Annotated in this window: 21 protein-coding genes and 2 pseudogenes; 12 read left to right on the forward strand and 11 right to left on the reverse strand. The window is 70.1% G+C overall.

The window, feature by feature from the left end; translation table 11 throughout:
- Nucleotides 1–2: 2 nt before the first annotated feature.
- A complete protein-coding gene (locus QC385_RS20110) occupies nt 3–1,385 on the forward strand; it encodes a hypothetical protein (protein WP_279542701.1) in 1,383 nt (460 codons plus the stop codon).
- Complete coding sequence (locus QC385_RS20115) at nt 1,382–3,991, forward strand: AAA family ATPase (RefSeq protein WP_279542702.1); 2,610 nt, start codon at nt 1,382–1,384, stop codon at nt 3,989–3,991. The genes QC385_RS20110 and QC385_RS20115 overlap by 4 nt, the downstream gene beginning before the upstream one ends.
- A gap of 11 nt (nt 3,992–4,002) precedes the next feature.
- On the opposite strand, the gene QC385_RS20120 is transcribed toward QC385_RS20115, so the two are convergent.
- On the reverse strand, nt 4,003–4,989 hold the full coding sequence (locus QC385_RS20120; protein ID WP_279542703.1) for a hypothetical protein: 987 nt from the start codon (nt 4,987–4,989) through the stop codon (nt 4,003–4,005).
- 284 nt (nt 4,990–5,273) lie between these two features.
- Here QC385_RS20120 and QC385_RS20125 point away from each other — a divergent pair, with 284 nt between their 5' ends.
- Both QC385_RS20125 and QC385_RS20130 read left to right on the forward strand, forming a co-directional pair.
- Nucleotides 5,274–5,813 carry a YrhB domain-containing protein gene (locus QC385_RS20125; protein ID WP_279542704.1) on the forward strand — a complete coding sequence of 180 codons (540 nt, stop codon included), beginning with the start codon at nt 5,274–5,276 and terminating at the stop codon, nt 5,811–5,813.
- Nucleotides 5,814–6,329: 516 nt separating this feature from the next.
- Nucleotides 6,330–8,759 (forward strand): DUF6185 family protein, encoded by a 2,430-nt coding sequence (locus QC385_RS20130; protein WP_279542705.1) that lies wholly within the window; start codon nt 6,330–6,332, stop codon nt 8,757–8,759.
- Nucleotides 8,760–8,945: 186 nt separating this feature from the next.
- Here QC385_RS20130 and QC385_RS20135 read toward each other — a convergent pair.
- Nucleotides 8,946–9,263, reverse strand: a pseudogene (locus tag QC385_RS20135) (hypothetical protein); the annotation flags it as partial.
- A 428-nt stretch (nt 9,264–9,691) separates the two neighbouring features.
- Nucleotides 9,692–10,054, reverse strand: coding sequence for an STAS domain-containing protein (locus QC385_RS20140; RefSeq protein WP_279542706.1), 363 nt, complete (start codon nt 10,052–10,054; stop codon nt 9,692–9,694).
- A 230-nt stretch (nt 10,055–10,284) separates the two neighbouring features.
- On the opposite strand from QC385_RS20140, the gene QC385_RS20145 reads away from it, so the two are divergent.
- The 3 genes and pseudogenes from QC385_RS20145 to QC385_RS20155 all read left to right on the forward strand — a co-directional run bounded on the left by QC385_RS20145 (nt 10,285) and on the right by QC385_RS20155 (nt 11,477).
- The gene (locus QC385_RS20145) at nt 10,285–10,731 is read left to right on the forward strand and encodes an ATP-binding protein (protein WP_279542707.1); all 447 of its coding nucleotides are present in this window, start codon (nt 10,285–10,287) and stop codon (nt 10,729–10,731) included.
- A gap of 348 nt (nt 10,732–11,079) precedes the next feature.
- Nucleotides 11,080–11,205, forward strand: a pseudogene (locus QC385_RS44065) (IS5 family transposase); the annotation flags it as partial.
- A gap of 59 nt (nt 11,206–11,264) precedes the next feature.
- Nucleotides 11,265–11,477 (forward strand): hypothetical protein, encoded by a 213-nt coding sequence (locus QC385_RS20155; RefSeq protein ID WP_279542708.1) that lies wholly within the window; start codon nt 11,265–11,267, stop codon nt 11,475–11,477.
- Between the two features lie 22 nt (nt 11,478–11,499).
- On the opposite strand, the gene QC385_RS20160 is transcribed toward QC385_RS20155, so the two are convergent.
- Nucleotides 11,500–11,817 (reverse strand): hypothetical protein, encoded by a 318-nt coding sequence (locus tag QC385_RS20160; protein ID WP_279542709.1) that lies wholly within the window; start codon nt 11,815–11,817, stop codon nt 11,500–11,502.
- 34 nt (nt 11,818–11,851) lie between these two features.
- Nucleotides 11,852–11,986: a hypothetical protein gene (locus tag QC385_RS20165; protein ID WP_279542710.1), complete on the reverse strand. Its 135-nt coding sequence runs from the start codon at nt 11,984–11,986 to the stop codon at nt 11,852–11,854.
- A 125-nt stretch (nt 11,987–12,111) separates the two neighbouring features.
- On the opposite strand from QC385_RS20165, the gene QC385_RS20170 reads away from it, so the two are divergent.
- Nucleotides 12,112–12,627 carry a MarR family winged helix-turn-helix transcriptional regulator gene (locus QC385_RS20170; RefSeq protein ID WP_279542711.1) on the forward strand — a complete coding sequence of 172 codons (516 nt, stop codon included), beginning with the start codon at nt 12,112–12,114 and terminating at the stop codon, nt 12,625–12,627.
- A gap of 15 nt (nt 12,628–12,642) precedes the next feature.
- Here QC385_RS20170 and QC385_RS20175 read toward each other — a convergent pair whose 3' ends face one another.
- From QC385_RS20175 to QC385_RS20190, 4 genes are all read right to left on the reverse strand, one after another.
- Nucleotides 12,643–13,068 (reverse strand): PPOX class F420-dependent oxidoreductase, encoded by a 426-nt coding sequence (locus QC385_RS20175; RefSeq protein ID WP_279542712.1) that lies wholly within the window; start codon nt 13,066–13,068, stop codon nt 12,643–12,645.
- Nucleotides 13,069–13,142: 74 nt separating this feature from the next.
- Nucleotides 13,143–13,367: a nuclear transport factor 2 family protein gene (locus QC385_RS20180; RefSeq protein ID WP_443032945.1), complete on the reverse strand. Its 225-nt coding sequence runs from the start codon at nt 13,365–13,367 to the stop codon at nt 13,143–13,145.
- Nucleotides 13,364–14,146: an MBL fold metallo-hydrolase gene (locus tag QC385_RS20185; protein ID WP_279542713.1), complete on the reverse strand. Its 783-nt coding sequence runs from the start codon at nt 14,144–14,146 to the stop codon at nt 13,364–13,366. The genes QC385_RS20180 and QC385_RS20185 overlap by 4 nt, the downstream gene beginning before the upstream one ends.
- 148 nt (nt 14,147–14,294) lie before the next feature.
- A complete protein-coding gene (locus QC385_RS20190) occupies nt 14,295–14,675 on the reverse strand; it encodes a VOC family protein (protein WP_279542714.1) in 381 nt (126 codons plus the stop codon).
- 286 nt (nt 14,676–14,961) lie between these two features.
- On the opposite strand from QC385_RS20190, the gene QC385_RS20195 reads away from it, so the two are divergent.
- On the forward strand, nt 14,962–15,843 hold the full coding sequence (locus QC385_RS20195; RefSeq protein WP_279542715.1) for an SPL family radical SAM protein: 882 nt from the start codon (nt 14,962–14,964) through the stop codon (nt 15,841–15,843).
- 42 nt (nt 15,844–15,885) lie between these two features.
- Here QC385_RS20195 and QC385_RS20200 read toward each other — a convergent pair whose 3' ends face one another.
- Entirely contained in the window at nt 15,886–16,221 is a 336-nt protein-coding gene (locus QC385_RS20200; protein ID WP_086847441.1) for a winged helix-turn-helix transcriptional regulator, read from the reverse strand.
- Nucleotides 16,222–16,285: 64 nt separating this feature from the next.
- Between QC385_RS20200 and QC385_RS20205 the strand changes: the two genes are divergently transcribed.
- Nucleotides 16,286–17,131: an SDR family oxidoreductase gene (locus QC385_RS20205; protein WP_279542717.1), complete on the forward strand. Its 846-nt coding sequence runs from the start codon at nt 16,286–16,288 to the stop codon at nt 17,129–17,131.
- Between the two features lie 315 nt (nt 17,132–17,446).
- On the opposite strand, the gene QC385_RS20210 is transcribed toward QC385_RS20205, so the two are convergent.
- Nucleotides 17,447–18,349 carry a LysR family transcriptional regulator gene (locus QC385_RS20210; RefSeq protein ID WP_279542718.1) on the reverse strand — a complete coding sequence of 301 codons (903 nt, stop codon included), beginning with the start codon at nt 18,347–18,349 and terminating at the stop codon, nt 17,447–17,449.
- A gap of 188 nt (nt 18,350–18,537) precedes the next feature.
- Here QC385_RS20210 and QC385_RS20215 point away from each other — a divergent pair, with 188 nt between their 5' ends.
- Nucleotides 18,538–18,843, forward strand: coding sequence for a DUF1330 domain-containing protein (locus tag QC385_RS20215; protein ID WP_243382301.1), 306 nt, complete (start codon nt 18,538–18,540; stop codon nt 18,841–18,843).
- 891 nt (nt 18,844–19,734) lie between these two features.
- Nucleotides 19,735–22,503 (forward strand): hypothetical protein, encoded by a 2,769-nt coding sequence (locus QC385_RS20220; RefSeq protein WP_443032946.1) that lies wholly within the window; start codon nt 19,735–19,737, stop codon nt 22,501–22,503.
- The last annotated feature ends 137 nt before the right edge of the window (nt 22,504–22,640 follow it).

Genomic DNA, 22,640 nt, shown 5'->3' on the forward strand with positions numbered 1-22,640 from the left:
CCATGAGCGGCAAGAAGCGCATTCTGGTGGACCAGACCGAGTGGTACCGAGCCCAGCGGGCGGCCCAGGACCTCAAACAGGTCCGGCGCGACGTTCCCAGGCTCCTGGACGAGGTCCGGCGGCAGACCGCAGCCGACCAGGCCCGCACGCGCGCAGCGTTGGAGGAGCGTGCCCGCCGGACGGAAGACGCGCTCTCACGCCTCGCGGCCCACACTCAGCGGCTTGAGCGGGACACCGGGCGCAGGCTCCGCGAGCAGTCCGAGCGCCTGCACCAGGAGCTGCGCGGCACTGCGGACCGCCTCGAACGCGACACCCGCACCATGCTCGCGGAACAGCGCGCGGCCCTGGAGGGCGAGCTCGCCGCCGAACGCGAACAGCGCCGCCGTGACATCGCCGACCTGACCGGACGCGTCGACGAGATCGCCGGGCACCGCGACCGTGCCGCGGCTGCCGCCCGGGAGTGGCTCGCCGACGGCGCCACGATGGCCGAGCTCATCGCCACCACCCTGCCGCACGAGCGGCACGCCCCCGGCAAACTCCACCGACTCCGCCTCGACCTCGACACGGCGCGGCGCAACAGCGACGCCGGCCAGCACGAGGCCGCACTCTCCCTCGCACAGAGCGCCTACCTCGACCTCAGCGAACTGCGCCTCGACATCGAGCACCGGGAGCTGGAGCGGCGGCTCGCCCAGGACGCGGCCACCGGCGCCCTCGTCCTCGTCGAGACCCTGATCACGCAGAACGAGCTCAGGCCGGTCCTGGGCCCCGACGGCCGGCCGCTCGCCGGGGTCGAACTCGACGTGGACCGCTGGTCGGAGGGAGAGCTCGAGAAGCTGCGGGAGGAGGTGGCCGAGCGTCTCTCCCGAGCGAGGGACGATGCCGCGACCGCCGCCGAGCAACGTGAACTGCTCGCCGAGGCAGCGGACTTGGAGCAGCGGCTCGGCGAGGTCGTGGACCGGGCCGGAATGCGGTTGCTCGCCTCACAGCTCCGCGTGAACCTCGCCGACTCCGTGGCCGCGACGCTCTCCCGGATCGGCGCCTATGAGCTGACGGACAGCGAGTACGAGGACGAGGACGAGCGTCGTTCGTTCCACGCCGTCCTGGAGCACGCGAACGGCAACAAGATCGTGGTGCAGGTCCTGCCCGCGCCAGAAGGGGAGACCGGACAGGTCCTGCGGGTCCTCTCCTACGACCACGACACGGCCGCGGAACACGAACTCCGGGGCCGGGCCGAGGCGGTACAGCACGCACTAGGGGAGGAGGGGCACCCGACCGGGGCCTTGGAGAGCGAGCCCGGCGTCCCGGATCTGCGTGAAGCCGACCTGAACCGGTTCCGCCAGAGCGCTGCCCCACGGCGCGAGCGCCCGGCCGAAGGCGCCTCATGACCGGTCGGCTCGGCTCCCGCTTCGCCGGTCTGCGGCTGAGCGTCGGCGAGCCGTTCACCGTAGTGTTCGGGCCGGGCGTGGACGACACCTTCATCGGCACCGACTACCGGGAACGCAACCTGGACGCGGCGCTGTGGCATCTGCTGCGCGCCCAGTCCTGTGCGTATGTGGCCTACAGTTCCCAGCGTCGGCCCCTGTACTTCCTGGACCCGGACTCCGAGGCACGGTCCCGGCCGTCCCAGCGCGCTCGGGCCGACGCGCCGTCGCAGACGTCGACGGAATCGTCGCACTCCGCAGGGCGCGAGATGCACCATCCCAAGCTGCGCGGCCCGCTCGGCCGGCTGGTGGTCCGCCCGCCGGCAGCGGAGCGAAACGCCGCGCCCGTTGAGGCACGCGTCTCCTTCGCCCCGGACCGGACCGTCCCGCCCGGCGAGCCCGGGCCGCCCCGCGCCCTCTCCGACCCGTTCACCGTCATGGCCCTGTCCGGATACCTGGCGAATCCCCCGCGCCGCACGGCCGTGGTGTTCACCGAGGCGGAGAGCACCCTGCGGCACACCGACGCCACGCGCCCCCTGAACACCTTCTTCAGTGACTGGGCCCGGCACGGCGACTACGACCATCCGGTCGTCCTGGTCTTCGCCCGCCCGACGTTCGATGCATGTGTGGAGTACGTCGAATCCCTGCACGGTTACCCCGGCCTGGCCGCCCGACTGCGTCGGCATGCCACGCCCTCCGTCCGCGTAGGCTTCCCCGACGAGGCCGAACTGCACCGCCTCATCCAGCGGTTGCGACTGCGCGACGGTCTCCGCATCGGCGACTGGCGCGAACTCGACGTTGTGGTGCGGGCGATGGCGGCCCAGCCGCTCACCGTGAAGAACTGGCGCAGCCACCTGTTGTCCCTCGGCGACACCCCGTTCAGCGGCAAGGCGCTGGCCGAGCGCGGCTGGCTGCCCCGCTCCGCCCAGTCGAGGTCGCCCCGCGACCGGGACCCGCGCTCCGCCCACGAGCAGCTGGCTGAGCTGCCGGGTCTGGAGCCGGTGAAGAGCCATCTGGAGCGGTTGCGCAAGCGGGTGGCCGCCGAACAGCGGCTGCGCGCGCAGGGTCGCGGCACGAACGCCGAAACGGACTCCCGGCATCTGCTGTTCGCCGGTCCGCCCGGTACCGGGAAGACCACGGTGGCCCGGCTCGTCGGCGAGATGTACCGGGAACTGGGCGTGCTGAGCCGTGGCCATGTGGTGGAGGCCCGGCTCGACGACCTGATCGCAGGGTTCGTCGGACAGACCGCGCCTCGCGCCCACGGCAAGGTGGACGACGCCCTGGACGGAGTGCTGTTCCTCGACGAGGTGCACGGCCTGAGCGACGAGAGCGGCAGCTTCGACCGGGGCGCCCTGAAGGTCCTGCTCGCCCGGATGGAAAACGACCGCGACCGGCTCGTGGTGATCGCGGCCGGATACCCGGACAAGATCGACGAATTCCTGGCTTCCGACGACGGCCTGCCCCGCCGGTTCCACGAGCGCATCGCGTTTCCCGACTACCCGCCGGACGTGCTGCACACCATCCTGCTGCGGTTCCTGGCGGAACGAGGCCTGCGATGGGACGAGACGCTGGCAGATCAGCTGCTGCAGGTCGTCACCGAACTGCATGTCACACGCCGCCCCGACTTCGGCAATGCCGGCACCATGCGCAACCTCGGCGACAAGATATTCACCGAATGGGCCGTCCGGGTCGGCGACGACACCGAACAACCGCTCACCGTCGAGGATCTGCCGGCCGAGACCCGTGCTCTCCTGTCCCGGCCCGCCCCCGAGAACGGCACGCTGCTGTCCGAGCTGGACGACATGGTCGGCCTCGCCCCGGTGCGCGAGGCGATCACCGACCTCGCCGACCGCATCCGGCTCCGCCAGGCCCGCGGCAGGGCCCTGCCCGCGCCCCCGCATCTCCTGTTCACAGGGCCACCCGGCACCGGCAAGACCACCGTGGCGCGGGCCGTCGGCGGGATGCTCCGGGACCTCGGACTCTTGCGCAAGGGCCATCTCGTCGAGACCACACGCGCCGACCTGGTCGCCGAGTACGTCGGCCAGACCGCGCCCCGGGTCCGCGAAGCCGTGCACGAGGCCCTCGACGGGGTGCTCTTCATCGACGAGGCCTACAGCCTGACCGCCGGTTCCGGCCTCCAGGGCGCCGACTTCGGCAAGGAGGCCGTCGACACCCTGGTGAGGGAAATGGAGCACTGGAACGACCGGCTCGTGGTGATCGCCGCGGGCTATCCCGGTGAGATGGACACGTTTCTGCGCAGCAACAGCGGTCTGGCATCCCGCTTCACGCACCGCGTGGAGTTTCCGTCGTACAGCACCGGGGAGCTCGTCGCGATTCTGCGCCGGGCCGCCGAGACCGAGGGCTACATCCTCACATCGGAGGCCGCCGAGCGCGCCGGGCTATGGTTCGACGCCCGACGGCGCGCCGACCCCGTCAGGTTCGGCAGCGCCCGCGAGGTACGGGGCCTCCTCGCCGCCATGGAGACCCGACTCGCGCGCCGCCTCCGAAGCGCCCCGACCACCGACCACTCCACGTTCACAGACGCCGACGTCCCGCCGCCCGCAGGCTGATCGTCACAAGATCAGACCTGTCCGGCGTTCCCGGATCTGTCCGGCGGCTCCAGCGCCTCCCGCAGTACCCGATCGATCGCGGCGAGGCGCTGCTCCACATCGGCGGCCGCGAGGCGCGCCTGCTCGAGCGCCGTCCCGCCCTCGGTCGGCCGGCCCCCGCGACCGACGCCGGTGTCGTCGCCGTCGACGCGCTCCCACGCGGACAACGCCTCCGCCAGCTCCCGGTCCGCCCGCGCGTAGCGCTCCCACTCGGGTACCCGCTCCCCGAGCTCGGCGCGGACCGTTTCGACGCGCTGGTGCAGCTCTTCCAGTTCAGCAGTGACCCGGGCCAGCTTCCGTTCCTCCGAGGCGAGCCGCTCGCCGCTCGCCTCGGCCCGGCGCAGCGCCTCACGGGTTCGCGGGCCGAGCGCGTCCAACTGGTCCTCGCTGAGCCGCACCAACGCCTCGCAGTCAGCGGTCAGGCTCTGCTCGACCGAGGTGTCCCGCGAGCGCAGGACCTCCAGTCGTTCGGCCACCACCTGTTGCTGTCCGCTCAGCTCGTCCAGCGTCTCCACCAGGCGTTCGAGGCGGTGGAGCTCGTCGATGCTCTCCCGCAACTCCGCGTGTTCAGCCAGGCGGCGGCGCAACTCGTCCTCGGCGGCCGTGAGCCGCTTCAGTACGGTTCGGTTGCTCCGTACCTGTTCCGCGAGTTCGGTGAGTTCGGCGAGCCGCTTGTCCAACTGCTCCGCCGGCCGCTGTCCGGGCCGAGCGGCTGACACGAGACGGGGGACCTCGGCGGCCAGCACCGGGACGTCGTCCAGCGCGTCGAAGAGACCGAAGAGCCCCTCGAGTGCGGCGACGCCGTCGTCATCGCGGATCTGCGCGAGCGCCGCCGCGGCCCGACGAAGAGAAGCCCCGAGCGCCGAGAGGGCGACTGGGGTTTCGGAACCGTCCTCAAACGCACCGCGCAGTTCCCGGCTGGCACGCCCACCCGGGAACAAGTCGTCCGCATCCGCCATCCGGACCCCCGCTTCCCTGTTCACACCGCTGTCCGGGGCAGCGTAACTCCGAACGCCCAGGCCGGAGGGCACATTGCCCGCCCCTGTTCCGTACCCCCTGCCGATGGCGCGAACGCCTGCCTCTTCACGCCGGAACAGGCCTGCGGCGCAGGCCTGTTCGGATCCAGACCGCGTACGCGGTGTCCGGGCACTGCCGAGACCGCGGTTTGGATCTCGATCTAGGCATACGCGACTGGTCAGATCGGGGATCAAAACCGGTTGCGCCGTGGTGAAAGATGAGGAGCGTGGTTACCAAGGAGCGCGCCGTGGAGCTGGTCAAGGCCCTGCTGTCGAGACGGCGGCAGGAGTCACCATGGATGGCACGACTCCCCGAGCTCGCCGTCTGCGAGATCAAGGAGCACGCTCTCGGGTGGCTGGTCGTCTGGCAATCGGTGGAGTACAACCGCAGCCGTGACATCGGGAAGATGTTGGTGGGCCACGGGCCCTACCTGGTGGACCGGCGGGACGGGAGTATCCACCACATCCCTGCCACCGCATACGTCGCCGGTGTCTGGGAAGAGCTCTACCTCCAGCAGATCAGGGGCGTCCGGCCGCCCGACCGGCTGGTCGCGGCCGCCGCGGCGCTCGTGCACTCCGAGGGGACCATGGCCGCGATGCGCCACCTGCGGCAGCAGGCCCCGCTGTTGGGGCTTCAGCAGGCGAAGGCTTGTGTCATGGCCGTCCGGGACGGAGACGATCCCCCGGAGGAGCTGGTTGACCTCACTTGGACGCCGGAGAGGTGCCCTCCGCTGCCCATCAGCACCCTGGCCGGCCCGGTCCGGTAGCGGTCCCGGCAAACGGGGTCGCGGTCAACTGTCGGCCATCAGGGCTGCACGCCAGGAGAGTTCCCGCCGAAACCGCCTACCAGCGCACCATAGAGCCCCGCGGCAAAGGATCCAGAACCGAACGATCCAGGCGGCCCACTCTCCCTGGCCATGCGGGAACTCGGCATACGGCTCCCGCTGTAACTTCCCGGCCGCACCAGCCGCGCCACGGTTCACGAGGCCTGAAGGCGCCTGCGGCAGGGAGCCGCTGTGCTCCGCCTGCGGCCCGGCCGTCCCGTCGCACCGGAGTCCCGCAAGGTGCGGTACACGGGCCGGTGTGGTCCGACCGGCGCCGCGAATGCCTTCCCATCCCGCCGATGCAACTACCGGTGTTCTTCGATGAGTTCTCGCCGACACACGCAGGCTGCCGATGCGATCGGCCAGTTGGCACGCTCGGCCGCGATCCCCAGTCGGGGGAGTGAGACGAACATTCCGGTGGCATGACCCTGAGGGGACGGTGGGGAGCGGGGGCGGATTGTGCGGCTGATCGTCGTGGCGCTGGTGACTCTGGCGTGTTGGCTGACGGCGCCGGCGGAGGCGTACGGCGCCGTGGGAATCGCGGGCGACTGTGCCGTTCACCGGCTCGCTTCCGCACGCGCCTCCGCGTCGCTGCGTCTGCTCCACCACGGCCGTACGCACAGCAGGGCCGAGAGCGTGATGACCGTGCGCGTGCCAACGTCGTGGCCGCTGGCGCCGAAACTCCTGATGGGCGAGGACAGCGGAGCGTACCGGCAGGCCCTGGGCTGCCTGGTGCGGGAGGAAGCCGGTGCCCAGCCGCTCCGCCCGGACGAGTGGAGAAAGGCCCCTCCCCGCATCACCTCCGACGGCAAGGAGGTGCGCATCCGGATGGAGACGCACGCCTGGGTCGACGCGAGCCATGTGGCGCTCGGGCCCTGGCGGATCGAGACGGGATTGACCCGCTGGACCATCCGGTTCAAGGCACCCGAGGCCCTGCGGGCCGCGCGGTGGGACACCATCGAGATCGACCCGGGCGCGCAGGGCGCGGAGTGGGCGCGGCCAGAGCCGGCGGCCGGCCGAGGCGCCCACGCCCTGGTGTGGAAGCCCTCGACGGGGTCCGCGCGATCGATTCCCGAGATCGCGGTACGAACGACCCCGCCTTGGCAGCGGGCGTGGGCGGCACGCGACGACGGAGACATGAACAACGTCGGTGTGTTGGGCGGCCTGGTCTGGATGGTCGGGATCGCCGCGGTCGCCACCACGGCGGCCCGATCGGCCCGGCGCCGACCGGCGGGCGCTCTGGGCACGCCGGAGGAGACGAGCGCCGCTCGACGACTGGTCGGCTGGGTGTGGCTGAGCCCCGCCCTCGCCGTCCTGAACGGGTTCGCGCTCGGCCCGCCCAACGACGAGGCCGTCCTGGGGGTCGCCCTGTCGGCGGTGGCGGCGGTCGCCATGGCCGCGCTGTGCCACCGGGGACCCGCCGTCGTAGCGGTGACCGGATCTCTCGGGGCCGCGGCCGTCACCTCGATCCTTGTCTCCTCCTCCACCAAGGCCCTCATCACGGCGAACGTGCTCGCTCAGTCGGCCCTGCTCTGCGGCGCCCTCGTCTGGGCCCGGCAGCTGTCGGCGCCGCACCGGCGGCCCGGACTGCCCGTGCTGGTCCCGTTGTCCGTGGCGCTGGCGGGCGTACTGGTCGGCTGTCATCTGTGGCTGTCGGAGCGCGGATGGGACCGTGTGTCCTGGCTCAGTGACCCGGCCACCGACGAGTACGCCACGCGGCACGGCGAGCATCTGACCAGCGGGCTGCAGGAACTGGCGGCCGACAGCGCCGGCTGGCTGCTCGGCTACGACACCGTCCTGACAGCGCTGGCGATCGTCGCACTGCTGCGGGCACGCGGCACCGCGCCGCAGTCCCAGCACGCTGCCCCAGCCGCACCGGACATCCTGCTGATGATGCTGCTCTACACCGCCTTCATCACACCCCTGATCGGGTCCTACCTCAACAACGGCACCCTTGTATGGCTCCAGATCGGCCTGGACATCGCCCTGCTGGGGTTACTCCTCATCGTCGGCGGCCGGCGATCGACGCTCGCGCAGCGCCTGGACGTCTCCGGACGGCCACTGCGCGAAGTCTTCGCCGAGGCGCACCGCGTGGACTTTCTCCATCGCGCCCGCCAGTACCGGGAACTGCACGCCACCCTGCGACGGCTGGACCACGGCCAATCCGACGAGACGACGATGACCCGAGCTGCGGTGGAGCGTCGGCTGCGCGGGCTCCACCGCTGGCGTACACCCGGGCACACCAACCGACAGGCCTCGGACCGGCTTCCCTCCGACGTGACCGTCGTCGATGTCGTCCTGGCCTGGGGGCCGCGCGCGACGTGGTGGGAGAACGGCCGCCTGGCCGCCACGTACGCCGCCTTCCTCGCCGCCCCGGCGAGCGCGCTGATGACATGGCGGACCTGGATCCAGAACGGCTCGTGGGAGCAGACGTCATGGGGCGCCGCGGACACGGCGCTCACGCTGTTGCTGTGGGGACTGGGGTGGGTCGGCGCCGGTTTCCTGCTGGGAGCCCTGTGGCGGCTGTTGCCCGGGCGCCGTGGACCCGCTCGCGCCCTGGGCCTCGGACTGGCGTACGCCCTGCCCATCGGACTCGACGCGCTGGCGCGCCTCGCCACCGACGAAGGCCACGGCGAGGCCGCGCTGGACGTGTCCCTCACCCTGCTGATCCTTACGGTCACCGCCCTCGCCATGGACCTGGAGACCTTCCGCGGAGAACGACGTTACTGGCCGTCACGGCTCAGCCTCCTGCTGTCCGTCTACCAGATGCGCTACCTCGCCTTGCAGGCGGCGTATCTCATCGCCCAGATCGTCGCCGCCATCACCATCTGGCAGTTCGTCACCGACGGTGGTGGGCCGACGGAGACTCCGATCAAGTTCCAGCCGTGAACCGGCAGCACGACGAAAACCAGGTACGGCCGCCGCACAGAGCTTGTTCTTTGTCTTCTGTCCGCGCGGGTCACGAGTTACGACTCGGACGGCAGCCGGGACGCCCTGTTCACCCGCGATGACATGCGGCGCGGCTACGGCCTGGCAGTGGGGGCGCGGCAGCACGCGCGGGGACAGTGTCTGGATCAGGGCCAGAGTGCTGAGGGCGAACATCACCACGCCCAAGGGGACATGGAACGAGGGCACGTGCGCGATGCCCAGCACGACCTGCGCCGAGGCGAGGAGGAGGAAGCCGGTGGCGTACAGGACGGGGCGGGGGGATCCGCCGCCCGGGCGCCAGGCCAGAATCGCGGCGAGCACGTACAGCATGGCGGCTGCCTACATCACCTTCGAACCGACGTCGTGCATCGGACAGCCGTGCGACGAGGTCAGCAGCATGCCCGCGGTGACCGCCTGGAAGAAAAGGGTGAGGGTCTGCAGGGCTATCGCGGTCCTGAGCGTCAGCGCAGGGTGAGCGGGCTTTTGTCCGCCGCACCTGCGGCTTGCTGGTGAGCCCGACAGACGGTGGGTCGACACTCACTCTCGAGTGATAGGCGCCTCGCGTCAGCCTCCGCCTGCGACTGGGTGACGATCTTCGCCCAGGGAAGTGCCCCCATGCAGTGCAACTCTTGCTGCATGTCGAGAACGACGCCCTCTTCGGGATGTGGATGCTCCTGGACGGGGACTGGACGGAAGTGACTCTGCCACGAACCGTGCGTCACGAAGCGTTGGGACATCTCCAGCGAACGGACTGCCCCGACGACGAGTACGAGTAGCCGTGAGGCCTTACCGTCTGACTTCCCCAACAGTCCCTGGCCCCGGCCCGCGCTCACGCCAGCAGGGTGCCCGGGACGCGGAGGCCGGGTAGGACCCGCGACTGGGCATGGCGTGGTTCAGGGAGCCAGGGCCTGTTCGACGGTGGAATGGCAGTCGATGACCTGGTCCAGGCCGACGAGTCCAAGGACCCGCAGCACCGAGTTCTGAGCGCCGGCCAGACGCAACCATCCCTGTGCGTCACTCATGGCCTGGTGGGCGGCGATGAGGACGTTGATGCCGCTGGAGTCCATGAAGGTCACGCCGCTGAGATCGACCACGGTCCGCGGCTGCGTCGCGCCGTCAGAGGCCAGCAGGGCCTCGGTGAGCTCGTTCTTGACGGTGTGGTCGATTTCGCCGCGCAGGGTGAGCACCCGGATGCCGTCGACGGTGGTGTGGTCGATCGACAGGCCGGGCCGGGCGGATCCGTGGGTGTCTGTCACCGTTTTCCTCGACTGCGCTCGCTGATCGGGGCTCGGGCCCCCGGCACGATGTGCGCTGGCAGCCTTCCCCGATATTATGCTGAACACCCGTTCGACTCTTTGTGTAGCCGAGCTCACGGGCATACGAGGCAGAGTCTGGGGTATGCGCAGGCGGGTGAACGGGGGGAAGGATGGAACCGGCGGAATCAGTCCCCGAGGGTGAGGGCAGCGTGGAGGGTGAGGGCAGCGTGATGCCTGGTGCCCAGCTGATACAGGACACCGTCGCCTTGGACGGCGACAGCTCTTGCATCGCCGAGGCGCGTCACCGCGCGGTGGACTTCCTTGCCCGCGTCCAGGCCGAGCACGGCCTGCCGGTGTCCGCACGTGCGATGGACCTGACGCAGCTGGTGGTCAGTGAGCTGGTCACCAACGCGCTCAAGTACGCTGTCGGGCCGGTGCTGATGGAGCTGCGCATCGCCGGGGACCTGGTGGAAGTGGTCGTGTGGGACAGCGATCCGGTCCTGCCGGTGGCTCGGGCCGCCGATGCGGGCAGGGTCGGGCAGCACGGCCTGGAGATCGTCATGGCCGTCGCGCAGGGTTTCGAGGTGCAGCGGGAGCCGGTCGGCAAGCGCATCACCGTCCGCATCGCCCTGCCCGACGACTTGGGCGGTGGCGTCACCGGACGCTGCCCCCAGTAGCAACCAGCCCGGCGTGGCCTGTGGCGGGGAAAGCCCAGGCGCAGCACCTTTGGGAGCTCCTCCCGCAGTCGCTACCGGGCCGCGCTTTGGCACTGCGCCCCTGACCATCAGCAGTTCACGGATCTGCGGGTCGCCCCCACCCGCGACCGAGCCCTTCGGCGCCGCTCGTTGTGTGTTCCATTAGCACGACAGCACACGCGCCGGGGCGGCGAAAAAGGGGACCTCCATAAGGAACCGTCCGGCGGTGTCTCCGTCGAACCGGCTGACCACGGACTCGGCCGGTCCCGCGGCGGGCCGACCTGCAAGGTCCACCTCGCGGTTGAGCAGGGGCAGAAGCCGCTGTCGGTGGTGCTCACAGCTGGGCAACGAGGGACGTCGCCGCAGTTCGAGCCGGTATTGGAAGCTATCCGGGTGCCGCGGTTGGGGCTCGGCCGACCACGCAAGCGACTGGACCGGGCCCGGGCCGACAAGGCGTACGACTCCCGTAGCAACCGCACCTACCTGCGCAGGCGCGGGATCAAGGCCAGATTCCGGTGCCTACGGACCGGGTCCGCAACCGGCTCAAGCGCGGATCGCGGGGCGGGCGGCCACCAAAGTTCGACAAGGACGACTACGGGCAGCGGCACGCCGTCGAGTGCGGCATCAGCCGCCTCAAGCGCCGCCGCGCCGTCGCCACCAGGTACGACAAACCCGCCGTCCGCTTCGAAGCAACCGTGCTGGTCGCAGCCATCAGCGAATGGCTGTGATGGGCACACCCGCCGACGTTGCTTACGGCTCGTACAGCGGCAGGAAGTGGATGACCGCTTGCTCGTAGGGATGCGCATCGCGAACAGCCTGCTGGACGGCGCTGGCCTGAGCCGCGTCACAGACCGATTCGATCCGGCACTCTTCACTGTGCTGTACGACGCCCACCTCGCCGTCGTACGGCTGCGCGCCAGGCAGGGCCTGCCAGTTTCCGGTCACCTTCCAGATGCTGGAACACCGTGCGTACTCGCCCACCCGCCCTGCACCGGCCACGTGGAGAGCCTCGATCACAGCCTCCGCATGACTCTCCGGGACGGATATCTCGATCTTCAGGCGTGTCATGCCTGGACCCTAGCAACCTCTCCGAACAGCACTCCTAGCCGCGACCCAGTCCACTGTCGGTGGCGATCACCGGGCAGGTCGACCGGCAGCCGGGGAACTGCGAGCAGCGGACGCCGAGGAGATCGCCCAGCTCAAGGCCGACGTCGAAGCACTGGTCGGCGTCCTGCACCAGGTCAGATGGAAGACAGTCACTTGCCCCAGCATCGGTGCCAAAACCCTGGCGTTGCCGAGAGTCCCGAGACCGGTGACCTACAATTAACTGTCTATGGAAGATAATTCTCTGGAAGATGAGTGATGGCTGACAGTGACCTGAAGCTGCTGTACCGGGAGCTGGTCTCGCTGGAGATCGAGTTGTGGGGCGGCATCGAGGGGCGGTTGCGGGCCGAGTACGACTTGGCGCTGACCTCGTTCGAGGTGCTGCACCTGCTGCTGCGGCAGCCTGGGCGGCGGATCCAGGACATCGCGGAGGAGTTCTCGATCACGGTGGGCGGCACGAGCAAGGTCGTCGACCGTCTGGAGGCGGCGGGCCTGTGTGGGCGGAGGGCCAATCCGAACGACCGCCGTTCCTCGATCGTCGAGCTCACCCCTGAGGGGCGGAAGCTGGTGGACGGGGCGCTGAAGGTCTTCGAGGAGGAACTGCGACTGCGGATCGGGGCGGTGATTCCCGAGGAGTCGGTACGCGAGGTGACCGCGGTCCTCAGTACGCTGCGGGCGGCAGGACGTGCTCTGGACGCGGAGCGGAAGGCCGCGGGCCAGACGCCGGTTCCGGCGATGCGGGCGCCGAAGCAGCCCGGCCGGTCGGCCTCGTGAGCCAGAGCGTCTCGTTCAGTCGGCGATGCCGTTGAAGGCGATGACTTTGTCGATGTGGGCGCGGACGAGGAGGTTGCCGGTGCCGCCGTTGCGGGCGGCGTACTCCTGGGCGCGGTCTTCGCCCATGTAGCGGGCGCCGAGGAGGCCGCCCCAGTGCAGCATCTCGTCGGGGTTGTCGGAGGTCTCGGCGCGCCCTTGGAGGATGACGAACGCGTATGGGGGATGGTCATCATCGACGCAGAGGGCGAAGCGTCCGTCGCGGGCGAGGTTGCGGCCCTTGACGCCGTTCTTCTCGGTGGTGAGCACGATGTCGTCGCCGTCGAGAAGGAACCAGACCGGTGTGACGTGCGGGCTGCCGTCGGCTCGGACGGTCGACAGCTTGCCGGTGCGGGTGCCGTGCGTGACGAACGCCCGCCACTGCTCGTCGGTCATCTTCCGCATGCGATGCCTTTCACTCTGGTGGGACCGTTCGCCACCCCCGAGGCCGGGCCGGCCTCGGGGGTGCACAGTGGGTGTCAGCGGCCCCAGAAGGCGTCTTCGGCGTTCTGGTCGCCGGAGAAGAGCCACATCTCGGTGATCTTGCCGTTCTTGTTGACGCCGGGCTGGTGCCAGACGATCTGCTCGTCGAGGAGGCCGCCGAGTGCGGCCATGTCTCCGGTCCGAACGGCCCGGAAGTAGGAGCGGGCCAGGTCGAGGTTGGCGGTGGTCATCGTGGTCTCCGCGGGTTCGGTCGGGGTCATCGGGCGAAGTCGAGGCGGTCGGCCAGGCCGGCCTCGGTGAAGGCGGCCTCAATCTCGCCGCGGCCTTCGTGGAAGTGGGCCCAGCTGTCGTAGTGCGCGGGGACGACGCGTCGGGCGCCGAGCATCTTGACGGCCTCGGCGCCCAGGGCGCTGTCGAGGGTGAGCAGGGCGCCGTCGAAGGCGAAGGGCATGCGGGCGCCGCCGAGGAAGAGGATCGCGGTGTCCACCGGGGCGAACCTCTCGGCGATCTCCTTGACGTGCTCCAGGGCGGCGTTGTCGCCGCTGACGTAGACCGAGGGCAGGTCGTCGGAGGTGAGCATGAAGCCGATGACGTCGCCGGTGATCGGCTCGCAGCCCACGGGGCCGTGCCGGGCGGGCACGCCGGTGACGGTCACGGTGCCGCCGTCGGGCCGCTTGAGCTCGGCGGTCTGCCAGAAGGCGAGGCCGTGGGCGTTGCCGCCCAGGCGGCCGGCGCCGCTCTCGGTGGTGAAGACGACCGGCACCTCGGCCAGCAGGGCCCGGCCGGCGTTGTCGAGGTTGTCGTCGTGCTCGTCGTGGGAGAGCAGGACGGCGTCGACGCGGCCGAGGCCGGCGGCGGTGACCGGCGAGGAGTCCGTCTTGACGAGCTTGTGGTCGCCCGGGAGGGGCATGGGGTATTCGCCGGGCGGGTCGAAGGTCGGGTCGGTGACGACCCTGAGTCCGCCGTACTCGAAGAGTGCGGTGGGGCCGCCGTAAACGCGGACGGGGAAGTCTTCGCTGGTGGCGCTGGCGCCGGACATCGGGGAACCTCTCGGTCGTGGGAACGTTGGTACGAGGCCCTGCGGCACGCTCCGGCGGGGAGACAGGGCGGAAGCCGCACGGGTTACGGGGCCGCCCGCTCCCTGAAAGGGCGGCCGGCCGGGGACGGCCGGCTGCCGATGGCCGGGCTTACGGGGCGGGTACGGAGAAGACGCCGAAGTGGTTGCCGGCGGTGTCCTCCAGCCGGGCGAAGGTGAGGCCCGCGGAGTCGGAGACCGGCTCCATGAGGACCGTGGCGCCGAGTTCCCGGCCGCGCTCAACAGTCGCGGCGACGTCCTGGACCAGGACGTAGAAGATCGCGTAGTTGGGGAAGTTGCCCTCCGAGTCCCATACGCCGCCGGTCGGCTGCCCGGCTCCCGGCGTCATCACGGAGTGGTAGGTCACGCCGGGGGTGTTGGTGTTGAGGGCGTACTTCCAGTCGAAGAGCTCGCCGTAGAACTCCTTGACCTTCTCGGGCTGGTCCGTGCCGAACTCGAACCAGGCGACCGAGTTGAAGGCGGGAACGGTCATGACACGCACTCCTAACCCCCAGAAAAGGGAGACAAGTAACTCTCTGAGGCCAGCTGGATCCAGGCGGCGACCATCGCCCCGTGGAGGGGGCCCGTGGGGACCTGGCCGGGATGGCGAGCTCCGGACCGGCCTGGTGACCAGCAAATCATTTACATTCCATGGAAGCAACTTCCATCGATTATTGTTCCGTGCGTATGGGTTCGGCCACCGTCAGTCGACCCTCGGACAGCACAAGACCCCGGCTTGTCGGACACACGGACGCCGGACCGCAGGAAGGAAGTACGTCATGGAGCCGGTCGAGATCGAGGCGAAGACCCTGATCCAGAAGTCGAAGACCCCGTCGAACGACTACGTCATCAACCCCTACACCGGCTGCGTACTGGGTTGCGCCTACTGCTTCGCCAGCTTCGCCGGGCGCCAGTTCGGCCGGTCCGTCAAGGAGTGGGGCGACTACCTGTACGTGAAGAAGAACGCGGTCGAACTCGCCCGCAAGGAGCTGGCGAAGATGCCGCAGGACAAGCGCCGGGGCACGATGCTGCTCAGCTCGGTCACCGACCCCTACCAGGGTCACGAGACCAAGTACCGGCTCACCCGCGGCATCCTGCGCGAACTGAAAACGGTCGAGTATCCGGGCCTGGTCCGCATCCTGACCAAGTCGCCCGTCGTCACCCGCGACATCGACCTGCTCACCAGTCTGCCCCGCGCCGAGGTCGGCGTGACCGTGACCACCACCGACGACAAGGTCAGCCGCTGGCTGGAGGTGCGCGCCCCATTCGCCTCCCGCCGCCTGCGCACCCTGGCCGAACTCAACGAGGCCGGCATCCCCACCTATGCCTTCGTCGGCCCGCTCCTGCCCCATTTCGCCACCCAGCCCGAACTCCTGGACGACCTCTTCGGCCGGCTCGTCGAGGCGGGAGTCGGTGAGGTGTTCATGGAGCACATCAACCTCAAGCGGTACATCCGCGAGCGCATGGACCAGGTCCTCGCCGACGAGCCCGAAGACGTCCGCGAGGTATACCTCCAGGCGCGGGCGAAGGAGCACCGCGAACAGCTCGACGCGATCGTGGCGGAGCTGCTGGACAAGCACGGGCTGCGGCTGCGCTTCGAGGAGGTCGTCCACCACGAGGACAACGACGCCCTGCGGGAGAGGCTCGCATCCTCGGCGTGACGGTGACCGTGACCGTGTCCGGGTCGCCGGGCTAGGGGTACGTCAGGCGGTGACGTCGGCCTCGGGATCCGGCACCGCCATGGCCCACGTCCCCATGGCCTCCAGGACCTCGCGCAGTCCCTCGCCGAGAGGGGTCAGCGCGTACTCGACGCGCGGCGGAATCTCCGCGTAGGTCGTGCGAGTGACGATGCCGTGCCGCTCGAACTGGCGCAGCCGGCTGGTCAGGGTGTGCGGGCTGATGCCGGGCAGGGCCTCGCGCAGCTGGGTGAACCGGTGGGGACCATGCAGCAGTTCGCGCACGATCAGGGTGGCCCACGGCCCGTTGAGCAGCGTGAGGAACCGGGCGACACCGCACTCGGGCAGACAGGGATCAGTCACAGTTTTGACCGTACCCCATTAGTGCAGTTGATGTAACTGGTGCACCTCATGCACTAATGGCGGCATGACCTTCGTGATTCACGGCGCCACCGGCGCCCAGGGTGCCCCCGTCGTCGCCGCTCTCGCCGCCGCGGGCAAGACCGTGACCGCTCTGACCCGCAATCCCGACGCCGTCGTGCCCGGCGCGCAGCGCGTCGTGGCCGCCGGCTACTCCTCCGCCGCCGACCTGACCGACGCCTACCGAGGTGCCGAGGGGGTCTTCGTCCACCTGCCGGTGGCCTCGGAGGAGGACCGCCAGGCCTACGCGCACAACATCCTCACCGCCGTCCGCGAGGCCCGGCCGGCCCGCGTCGTGTTTTCCACCAGCGGCTTCCCCATCGATCCCGTGGCCGGCGGTGCCGCCGCGACCCTGGCCGCAGGCCTGGCCGACAGCGGCGTGTCCCACGCGGTCGTCGCGCCCGAGCTCTATCTCGAGAACCTGCTCATGCCGCACGTCATCGGCTCGGTCCGCGAGCGCGGCGTACTGCCCTACCCGATCCGGGCCGACTTCCCCGTCTCCTGGGCCTCCCACCTTGACATCGCCGACGCCGTCGTCGCCCTGCTCGACCGCACGGACGTCACCGGCGTGGTCTCCGTCGGTCAGTACCCGGCGATCACGGGGCCGGATCTGGCCGAGGCGTTCGGCGCCCGGCTCGGACGGGACGTGGCCTTCGACCAGATCACCGCCGAGGAGTTTCGTACCTCAATCGCTCCCCTGATCGGGGAGAGCGCCGCCGCTGACGTCGCCGGGGCCTACCAGGCGATGAGCGCCATGCCTGGCCGCTCGATCGCGCCGGAGACCTCCGCCCAGAAGCTGCTGGGAGTCACCCCCCGGACCACAAGCCAGTGGCTGGCCGACATCGGCCTCTGACCACAACCGCTGTCAGCTCCGGCCGAGTTCACCAAGGCTTGGCAGGCCGCCGTTTTCGGCGGCCTGCCAAGCCTTCAAGTACTGCCGACCGCCCGCGCCAGGCCCCGCCCCGACTTCAACACGCTGGAGTCGTTTTGGCGAGTTGCGCATGATCAATGTCAGCGTCTCTTGGTGTCGCATGCGAGTGCGAGTGGTGGGTTCCGCCGGGGCAGCCTGCTCGGCATGGATCGAGCCCGCCTGCTCATCGAGAGCACGCTGAGAACCCATCTCCGGCCTCGTCACCGCAGGCGTCCGTCTCGCTTGACCTCTTGCGCGTCAGTCCGGCAGCCAGTGCAGCTCGTGCGACAGGGTTTGGGCGACGGCACGGATGCGGCGGTGTAGTGGCGACTGCTCGCGTGGGAGGACCAGGTGGATCGTCAGGCTGGGCGCGCCTCGCAACGGTCGCCAGGTGAGGCCGGCCGGTTGTGCCGTGGCCGCGGCTTCTGAGGCCGGGGCGAGGGTGACCCCGTCGCGCAGGTCGCGCTGAGACATGTCGAAAGAGACTGCGGGCGTGTGGAATCGGGGGTGTGGTCGGGTGTCTCGGAACAGTGCGGACAGCTGATCGTGGATCACGGGGTTGGCCGCACGGTCCGGGAGTCGCAGCGGATACGCGGCCGCGTCGGCGATCTCGATCTCCGGGTGTTCGGCCAGCGGATGGTGCTGCGCCAGCTGGACCCCGATGCGCGCACGCCGCAGCAGGAACCGGCGCACGCCACGGCCCGGCTGTTCACCGCGGGTGATCCCGGCATCGATGCGGCCGTCGGCGACCGCGGGGGAGATCTCCGGTGTCGCCATAGGGACCGCGCCGACCTCAAGTCCGCTGTTGCCGCGAATCAGCCTGTCCACCAGGGCCGGTGCCGTCTCGGCCCCGGTGCTGAGGCTGTATCCGATGCGCAGCGTGCCCAGTTCACCGGCCGCCGCGCTCCGGGCGGTGTCCCACGCCCGGTCCAGCGCCGCCAGCGCGGGCGGCGCGGACTCCGCCAAAGCCGCACCGGCCGTGGTCAATACGACGCTACGCGTGTTGCGGACCAGCAGGGCCGTACCGAGTTCCGCCTCCAATCGGCGCATCCGGGCGCTGAGTGCGGGCTGTGCGATACCGATCCGTGCGGCCGCGCGGGTGAAGTTCAACTCCTGCGCCAGCACCAGGAAGTACCGCAGGCTCACCGTATCCGGCGCCACGTGCCCTCCCTGCCGATTGATAACGATCCGTTCTGAGTCTATCCCGTACCGGTCTTTCCCTCGACCGCACATCAAGCCCTAACCTGCGCATATGACGATTCAACTGACCGCAGTACCCGTCGCCGGGATCGATCGATCTGAGTGTCAGTTCCAAGGCGGAAGTGTCCGGCCGAACACAGGAGGTTTCCATGGCTAAGGGCTACTGGGTCAGTGTCTACCCCGCCATTTCCGACCCTGAGAGGCTGACTGCCTACGACAAGCTGGCCGGTCCGGCTGTCCAGGCTGGGGGCGGGCGCACCCTGTCCCGGATCCCGTCCCGTGGCGGTCGAGTCGTCGCCCACGAGGCCGGAATCACGCAACGTGTCGTTCTGATCGAGTTCGACAGCTTTGAACAGGCCGTCGCGGCATACGAGAGCGAGGCATACCAGAAGGCGCTGGTGGCCCTCCCCGACGGCGTCGAGCGCGACTTCCGCATCATCGACGGCATCGACTGACCGGCGGGCCCAGCCATCGCTGAGCATCCGTAAGCCGGCCGCCTAGCCACACCACAGGCACCACCCTCACCCGAAAGCTCGGGCGCTGTTTGCGCGGAGCGTCCAGGTCCGCGCGCAGCATCCCGTCGATCAGCGGCTTGTAGGCATCGAGCCGGGACTCCTTGCGCCGCTGCTTCTTCCGGGCCTCGGGCCAGCGCCCGTCCAGAGCCCGCCGCACCGTACGCCAGGACACGTTGTGCGTCCCGTGCAGCGGCCCGGGTTGCCGCTGTGCCGCGGCGCTGGAGCCGGTTCTGCAGGTGCTCGACGGCGAGCCGGTTCTCCTCCCGCACGACGAGCTCACCATCCAGAGCGGCCGCGTCCGGCAACTGCACGGCGTCGGCCGCGATCTCCGGGAACGCGGGGCCCGTCTCGATGCCGCGCCTGGAGCGCAGCACCACCTTGCCGGCTTCGACGCAGAGACAGGGCTGGCGGGTCGCCTCGCGCAGGGTGCCGTCCTCGTCGACCCGCTGGCGTCAGTAGGCCACGACCAGGGTGACCAGAGTGCCGGCCCCGGCCACCATTACAAGCCGGCGGCGATGGCTTCCACACGGCCACACGGCCACAGCCCAGGCCGAGGTCGGCCAGTGATTGGAGCTTGTCGGCGGCCGTCAGTTCACCACACCGCTTCTGCCCCAAGTGCCCGCTGGGGCAGGCGAAACCAACTCCCACCTGGTCATCCGCCAAGTGCTCGTACCGGGGAGCGATCAGCTGCACTGGCTTGATCACACCACTCGCCCGCTACGGGCGTCTCCTCACAGACAACCCACAGCCACCCCTCTCCCGTCCTAGGTGACGCGAGAGACGCCCGGGACCGAAGGGACGTCTGCGCACGGGGTTTTGAGGAGAGAATCATTGATCCGTACCCGGCGAATATGTGTGACCGCCGTGGCGGTGCTGGCGGCTCTGGCGGGCTCGCCCGGACTGGCACAGGCTGAACAGTCCCGAGAATCGGGGCCATTGAGCGCGATGGATGACAACCCCCTTCCGCCGGGGTGGCGGATCGGCGGGGAGGGCGGGGCGCGGGAGCTGGTCTGGCGTGCGCCGAAGGCCGTGCCCATGGGGGATGCGCGGGTTGAGTTCCGTACCGGGGACCGGCTGCTCGGGGTGCCGAAGCCGGCGAGGGACGGGCGGACCTTCCGGCTCGCCCTCGGCGAGGCGAGGCCCGAGCAGCTCGCGGACCTTCAAGTGACGGCCGCGGGACGCCGGCTGGACGCGGCGGCCGACGACAACCACAGCCCCGGCTCGCGCGTGCCACGGATACCCGCGCAGGCGCCCGCGAACGGCGTTGATCCGGGCAAACCCGGCTCGTACCGCACGGTCACCGGGGAGTACGACCTCGACCCGGTGCGCCTGCCCGGGTTCGACACCCCGGTGGAGATGACCGCCAAGGTGGTGGCGCCGAAGGCTGCCACCGGCAGCCGGCCGCTCGCGCTGTTCCTGCACGGCCGCCACGGCACCTGCTACAAGCCGGGCTCCGAGGACGACGTGACCGGAGACTGGCCCTGTGCGGACGGCTACAAGCCGATCCCGAGCCACCGGGGCTATCTGCGCGACCAGCGACTGCTGGCCTCCCAGGGCTATGTGACGGTGTCGATCTCGGCGAACGGCATCAACGCCCAGGACTGGGAGGCCGAGGACGCCGGCGCGCAGGCGCGTTCCTCGCTGGTACGGCAGCACCTCGCCCGCTGGGCCGACTGGACCGCCCATCGCTCCTCCGCTCCGGCCGTCGTACGCAAGGCGGCGAAGGCGGACCTCTCCCGTGTCCTGCTCGTCGGCCACTCGCGCGGAGGCGAGGGCGTCAACCGGGCCGCCATGGACAGCCTCTACCCGCCGCCGGCCGCCGAGGACGGCTACCGGGGCCCGGTGCGCTGGAAGGTGCGCGGGACTGTGCTCGTCGGACCGACGATCTTCGGCCAGAATCCAGTCGCCGACGTGCCGTCCGTGACGCTGCTGCCGGGCTGCGACGGCGACGTGTCGGACCTGCAGGGCGAGGACTTCGTCGACGGAACCCGTGGGATCAGCCGGGGCACCGCGCTGCACAGCGCGGTTTACATGGTCGGCGCCAACCACAACTACTTCAACAGCGAGTGGACCCCGGGCGAGGCCGTCGCACCGGCCTCGGACGACTTCGGGACCGACCCGGATGAGCCGGACCCGGTCTGCACGCCGGGTGCCGCGACCCGGCTGACCGCCGCCCAGCAGCACAAGGCGGGCGCCACGTACATCGCCGCGGCGGCCCGGCTCTTCCTCGCCGGGGACGATCGGGTGCGTCCGCTGCTCGACGGTTCCGGCAAGCGGGCCCCGTCCGCGGGCCCGGCCCGGGTGCTGACCCACGCGGTCGGCGGCCGCCGCAGCGGTGGCTTTCTGCCTGACGGCGGGGCGAAGGTGACCGGCGCCCGGCTGTGTTCGGCGATCGACCCCGACCCGGCCGTGGCCTGTCTGGACCCGGAGACCCCCGGATCGTCACCGCACTTCGCGTCTTGGGAGACGGAACAGGAGACCGGCCGCAGCGCGGTGGACCTGAAGTGGTCCGCGCCGGGCCGGGCCGCGCGTATCACTCCGGCCAAGCCGCTCTCCCTCCGCGGCTCCCAGAAACTCGCGCTCCGGGTCTTCGTACCGCCGAACACGACCGGCACGAAGTTCGACGTGTCCGTCACCGACTCCTCCAACCGTCGGGTGAAGCTGGGGTCGGTCCAGGTGGACGGACTCCCGGGCTCCGCGAACACCGCCTCCTACTGGGCCCGGGAGCTGCGCGTCCCGCTGTCGGCCGCGACCCGGGCCGGGCTCGATCTCCGGCATGTCAAGTCCCTTGAGCTGACGCCCCGTTCGCGGTCCGGGCGGGCCTGGCTGATGGACGCCTGGGGCTGGGCGCCCGGCACTTCGGCGGTGAAGGCGGCCGCATTGCCGCGTGTCGACGTGGGCCGCACGATTGTCAAGGAGGGCGACTCGGGCACCCGCACCTACCGGATCCCGGTCGAGATCTCCGGGCAGGGCAGCGGGCAGGTCCGCGTGTACGTCCTCGACCCGGACAGCGGCCGGGCCGAGAACCGTCTCGTGACCGTACGGCCCGGCAGCCACGCGATCGACGTGCCGGTCAAGGTGAAGGGCGACACGGTCTACGGTGACGACGTCGAGCACGACATCGCCGTCAAGGCCGTCCGCAACTCCGTAGTCGGCAAGCACCGGGGCGGGCTCACCGTCGAGAACGACGACCCCGAGCCGGTGATCACCCTGTCGCCGGTCGCGGACCGGGTGACCGAGGGAGAGCCGCTGACCTGGCGGCTGTCCGTGGACGCTCCCACGGCGGTGGACATCTGGACGCCGGTGCGGGTGCTTCCGGTCACCGAGGGCGCCGAGCTGTCCACCAAGGACGTGGACCCGCAGTGGCTCGAGGACTCGTCCGGTGACGCGCCCGACCCCGAGCGGCCGCTGTCCGACGCGCACCTGTGGGTGTGGCTGAACATCCCGCCCGGGAGCACCAGCGTGGACTTCGTCGTGCCGACCGTGCGGGACCAGGTGGCCGAGCCGGCCGAGTCGATGCGTCTCGCACAGACCGACAGAAACGCCGAGCCGCTGCCCGACAGGCTGGTGCTGACGGGAACGGTGCTCGACAAGCCGTAGGCACGATGTACGAGGGATCGTGAGCACCCTCTTGCGCGGGGTCCGGTCTGTCCGGGCCCCGCGCTTCACAAGGTCACGCGGATCCTATGAGGCCAACCGCACACTTGGCCCCGCCTGCGAGGCCACCCATAGGCAGG

The organism is Streptomyces sp. DH10 (genome assembly GCF_029813805.1).
GTDB lineage: Bacteria > Actinomycetota > Actinomycetes > Streptomycetales > Streptomycetaceae > Streptomyces > Streptomyces coeruleofuscus.

Excerpts from the sequence above, each read along its gene's own strand:
- QC385_RS20180 (WP_443032945.1), bottom strand. The coding sequence starts at position 13,367 with ATGACCCCGACCGAACCCGCGGAGACCACGATGACCACCGCCAACCTC.
- QC385_RS20120 (WP_279542703.1), bottom strand. The coding sequence starts at position 4,989 with ATGGCGGATGCGGACGACTTGTTCCCGGGTGGGCGTGCCAGCCGGGAA.
- QC385_RS20185 (WP_279542713.1), bottom strand. The coding sequence starts at position 14,146 with ATGTCCGGCGCCAGCGCCACCAGCGAAGACTTCCCCGTCCGCGTTTAC.
- QC385_RS20110 (WP_279542701.1), top strand. The coding sequence starts at position 3 with ATGAGCGGCAAGAAGCGCATTCTGGTGGACCAGACCGAGTGGTACCGA.
- QC385_RS20145 (WP_279542707.1), top strand. The coding sequence starts at position 10,285 with ATGCCTGGTGCCCAGCTGATACAGGACACCGTCGCCTTGGACGGCGAC.
- QC385_RS20190 (WP_279542714.1), bottom strand. The coding sequence starts at position 14,675 with ATGACCGTTCCCGCCTTCAACTCGGTCGCCTGGTTCGAGTTCGGCACG.
- QC385_RS20160 (WP_279542709.1), bottom strand. The coding sequence starts at position 11,817 with ATGACACGCCTGAAGATCGAGATATCCGTCCCGGAGAGTCATGCGGAG.
- QC385_RS20215 (WP_243382301.1), top strand. The coding sequence starts at position 18,538 with ATGGCTAAGGGCTACTGGGTCAGTGTCTACCCCGCCATTTCCGACCCT.
- QC385_RS20175 (WP_279542712.1), bottom strand. The coding sequence starts at position 13,068 with ATGCGGAAGATGACCGACGAGCAGTGGCGGGCGTTCGTCACGCACGGC.
- QC385_RS20205 (WP_279542717.1), top strand. The coding sequence starts at position 16,286 with ATGACCTTCGTGATTCACGGCGCCACCGGCGCCCAGGGTGCCCCCGTC.
- QC385_RS20170 (WP_279542711.1), top strand. The coding sequence starts at position 12,112 with ATGGCTGACAGTGACCTGAAGCTGCTGTACCGGGAGCTGGTCTCGCTG.
- QC385_RS20195 (WP_279542715.1), top strand. The coding sequence starts at position 14,962 with ATGGAGCCGGTCGAGATCGAGGCGAAGACCCTGATCCAGAAGTCGAAG.
- QC385_RS20115 (WP_279542702.1), top strand. The coding sequence starts at position 1,382 with ATGACCGGTCGGCTCGGCTCCCGCTTCGCCGGTCTGCGGCTGAGCGTC.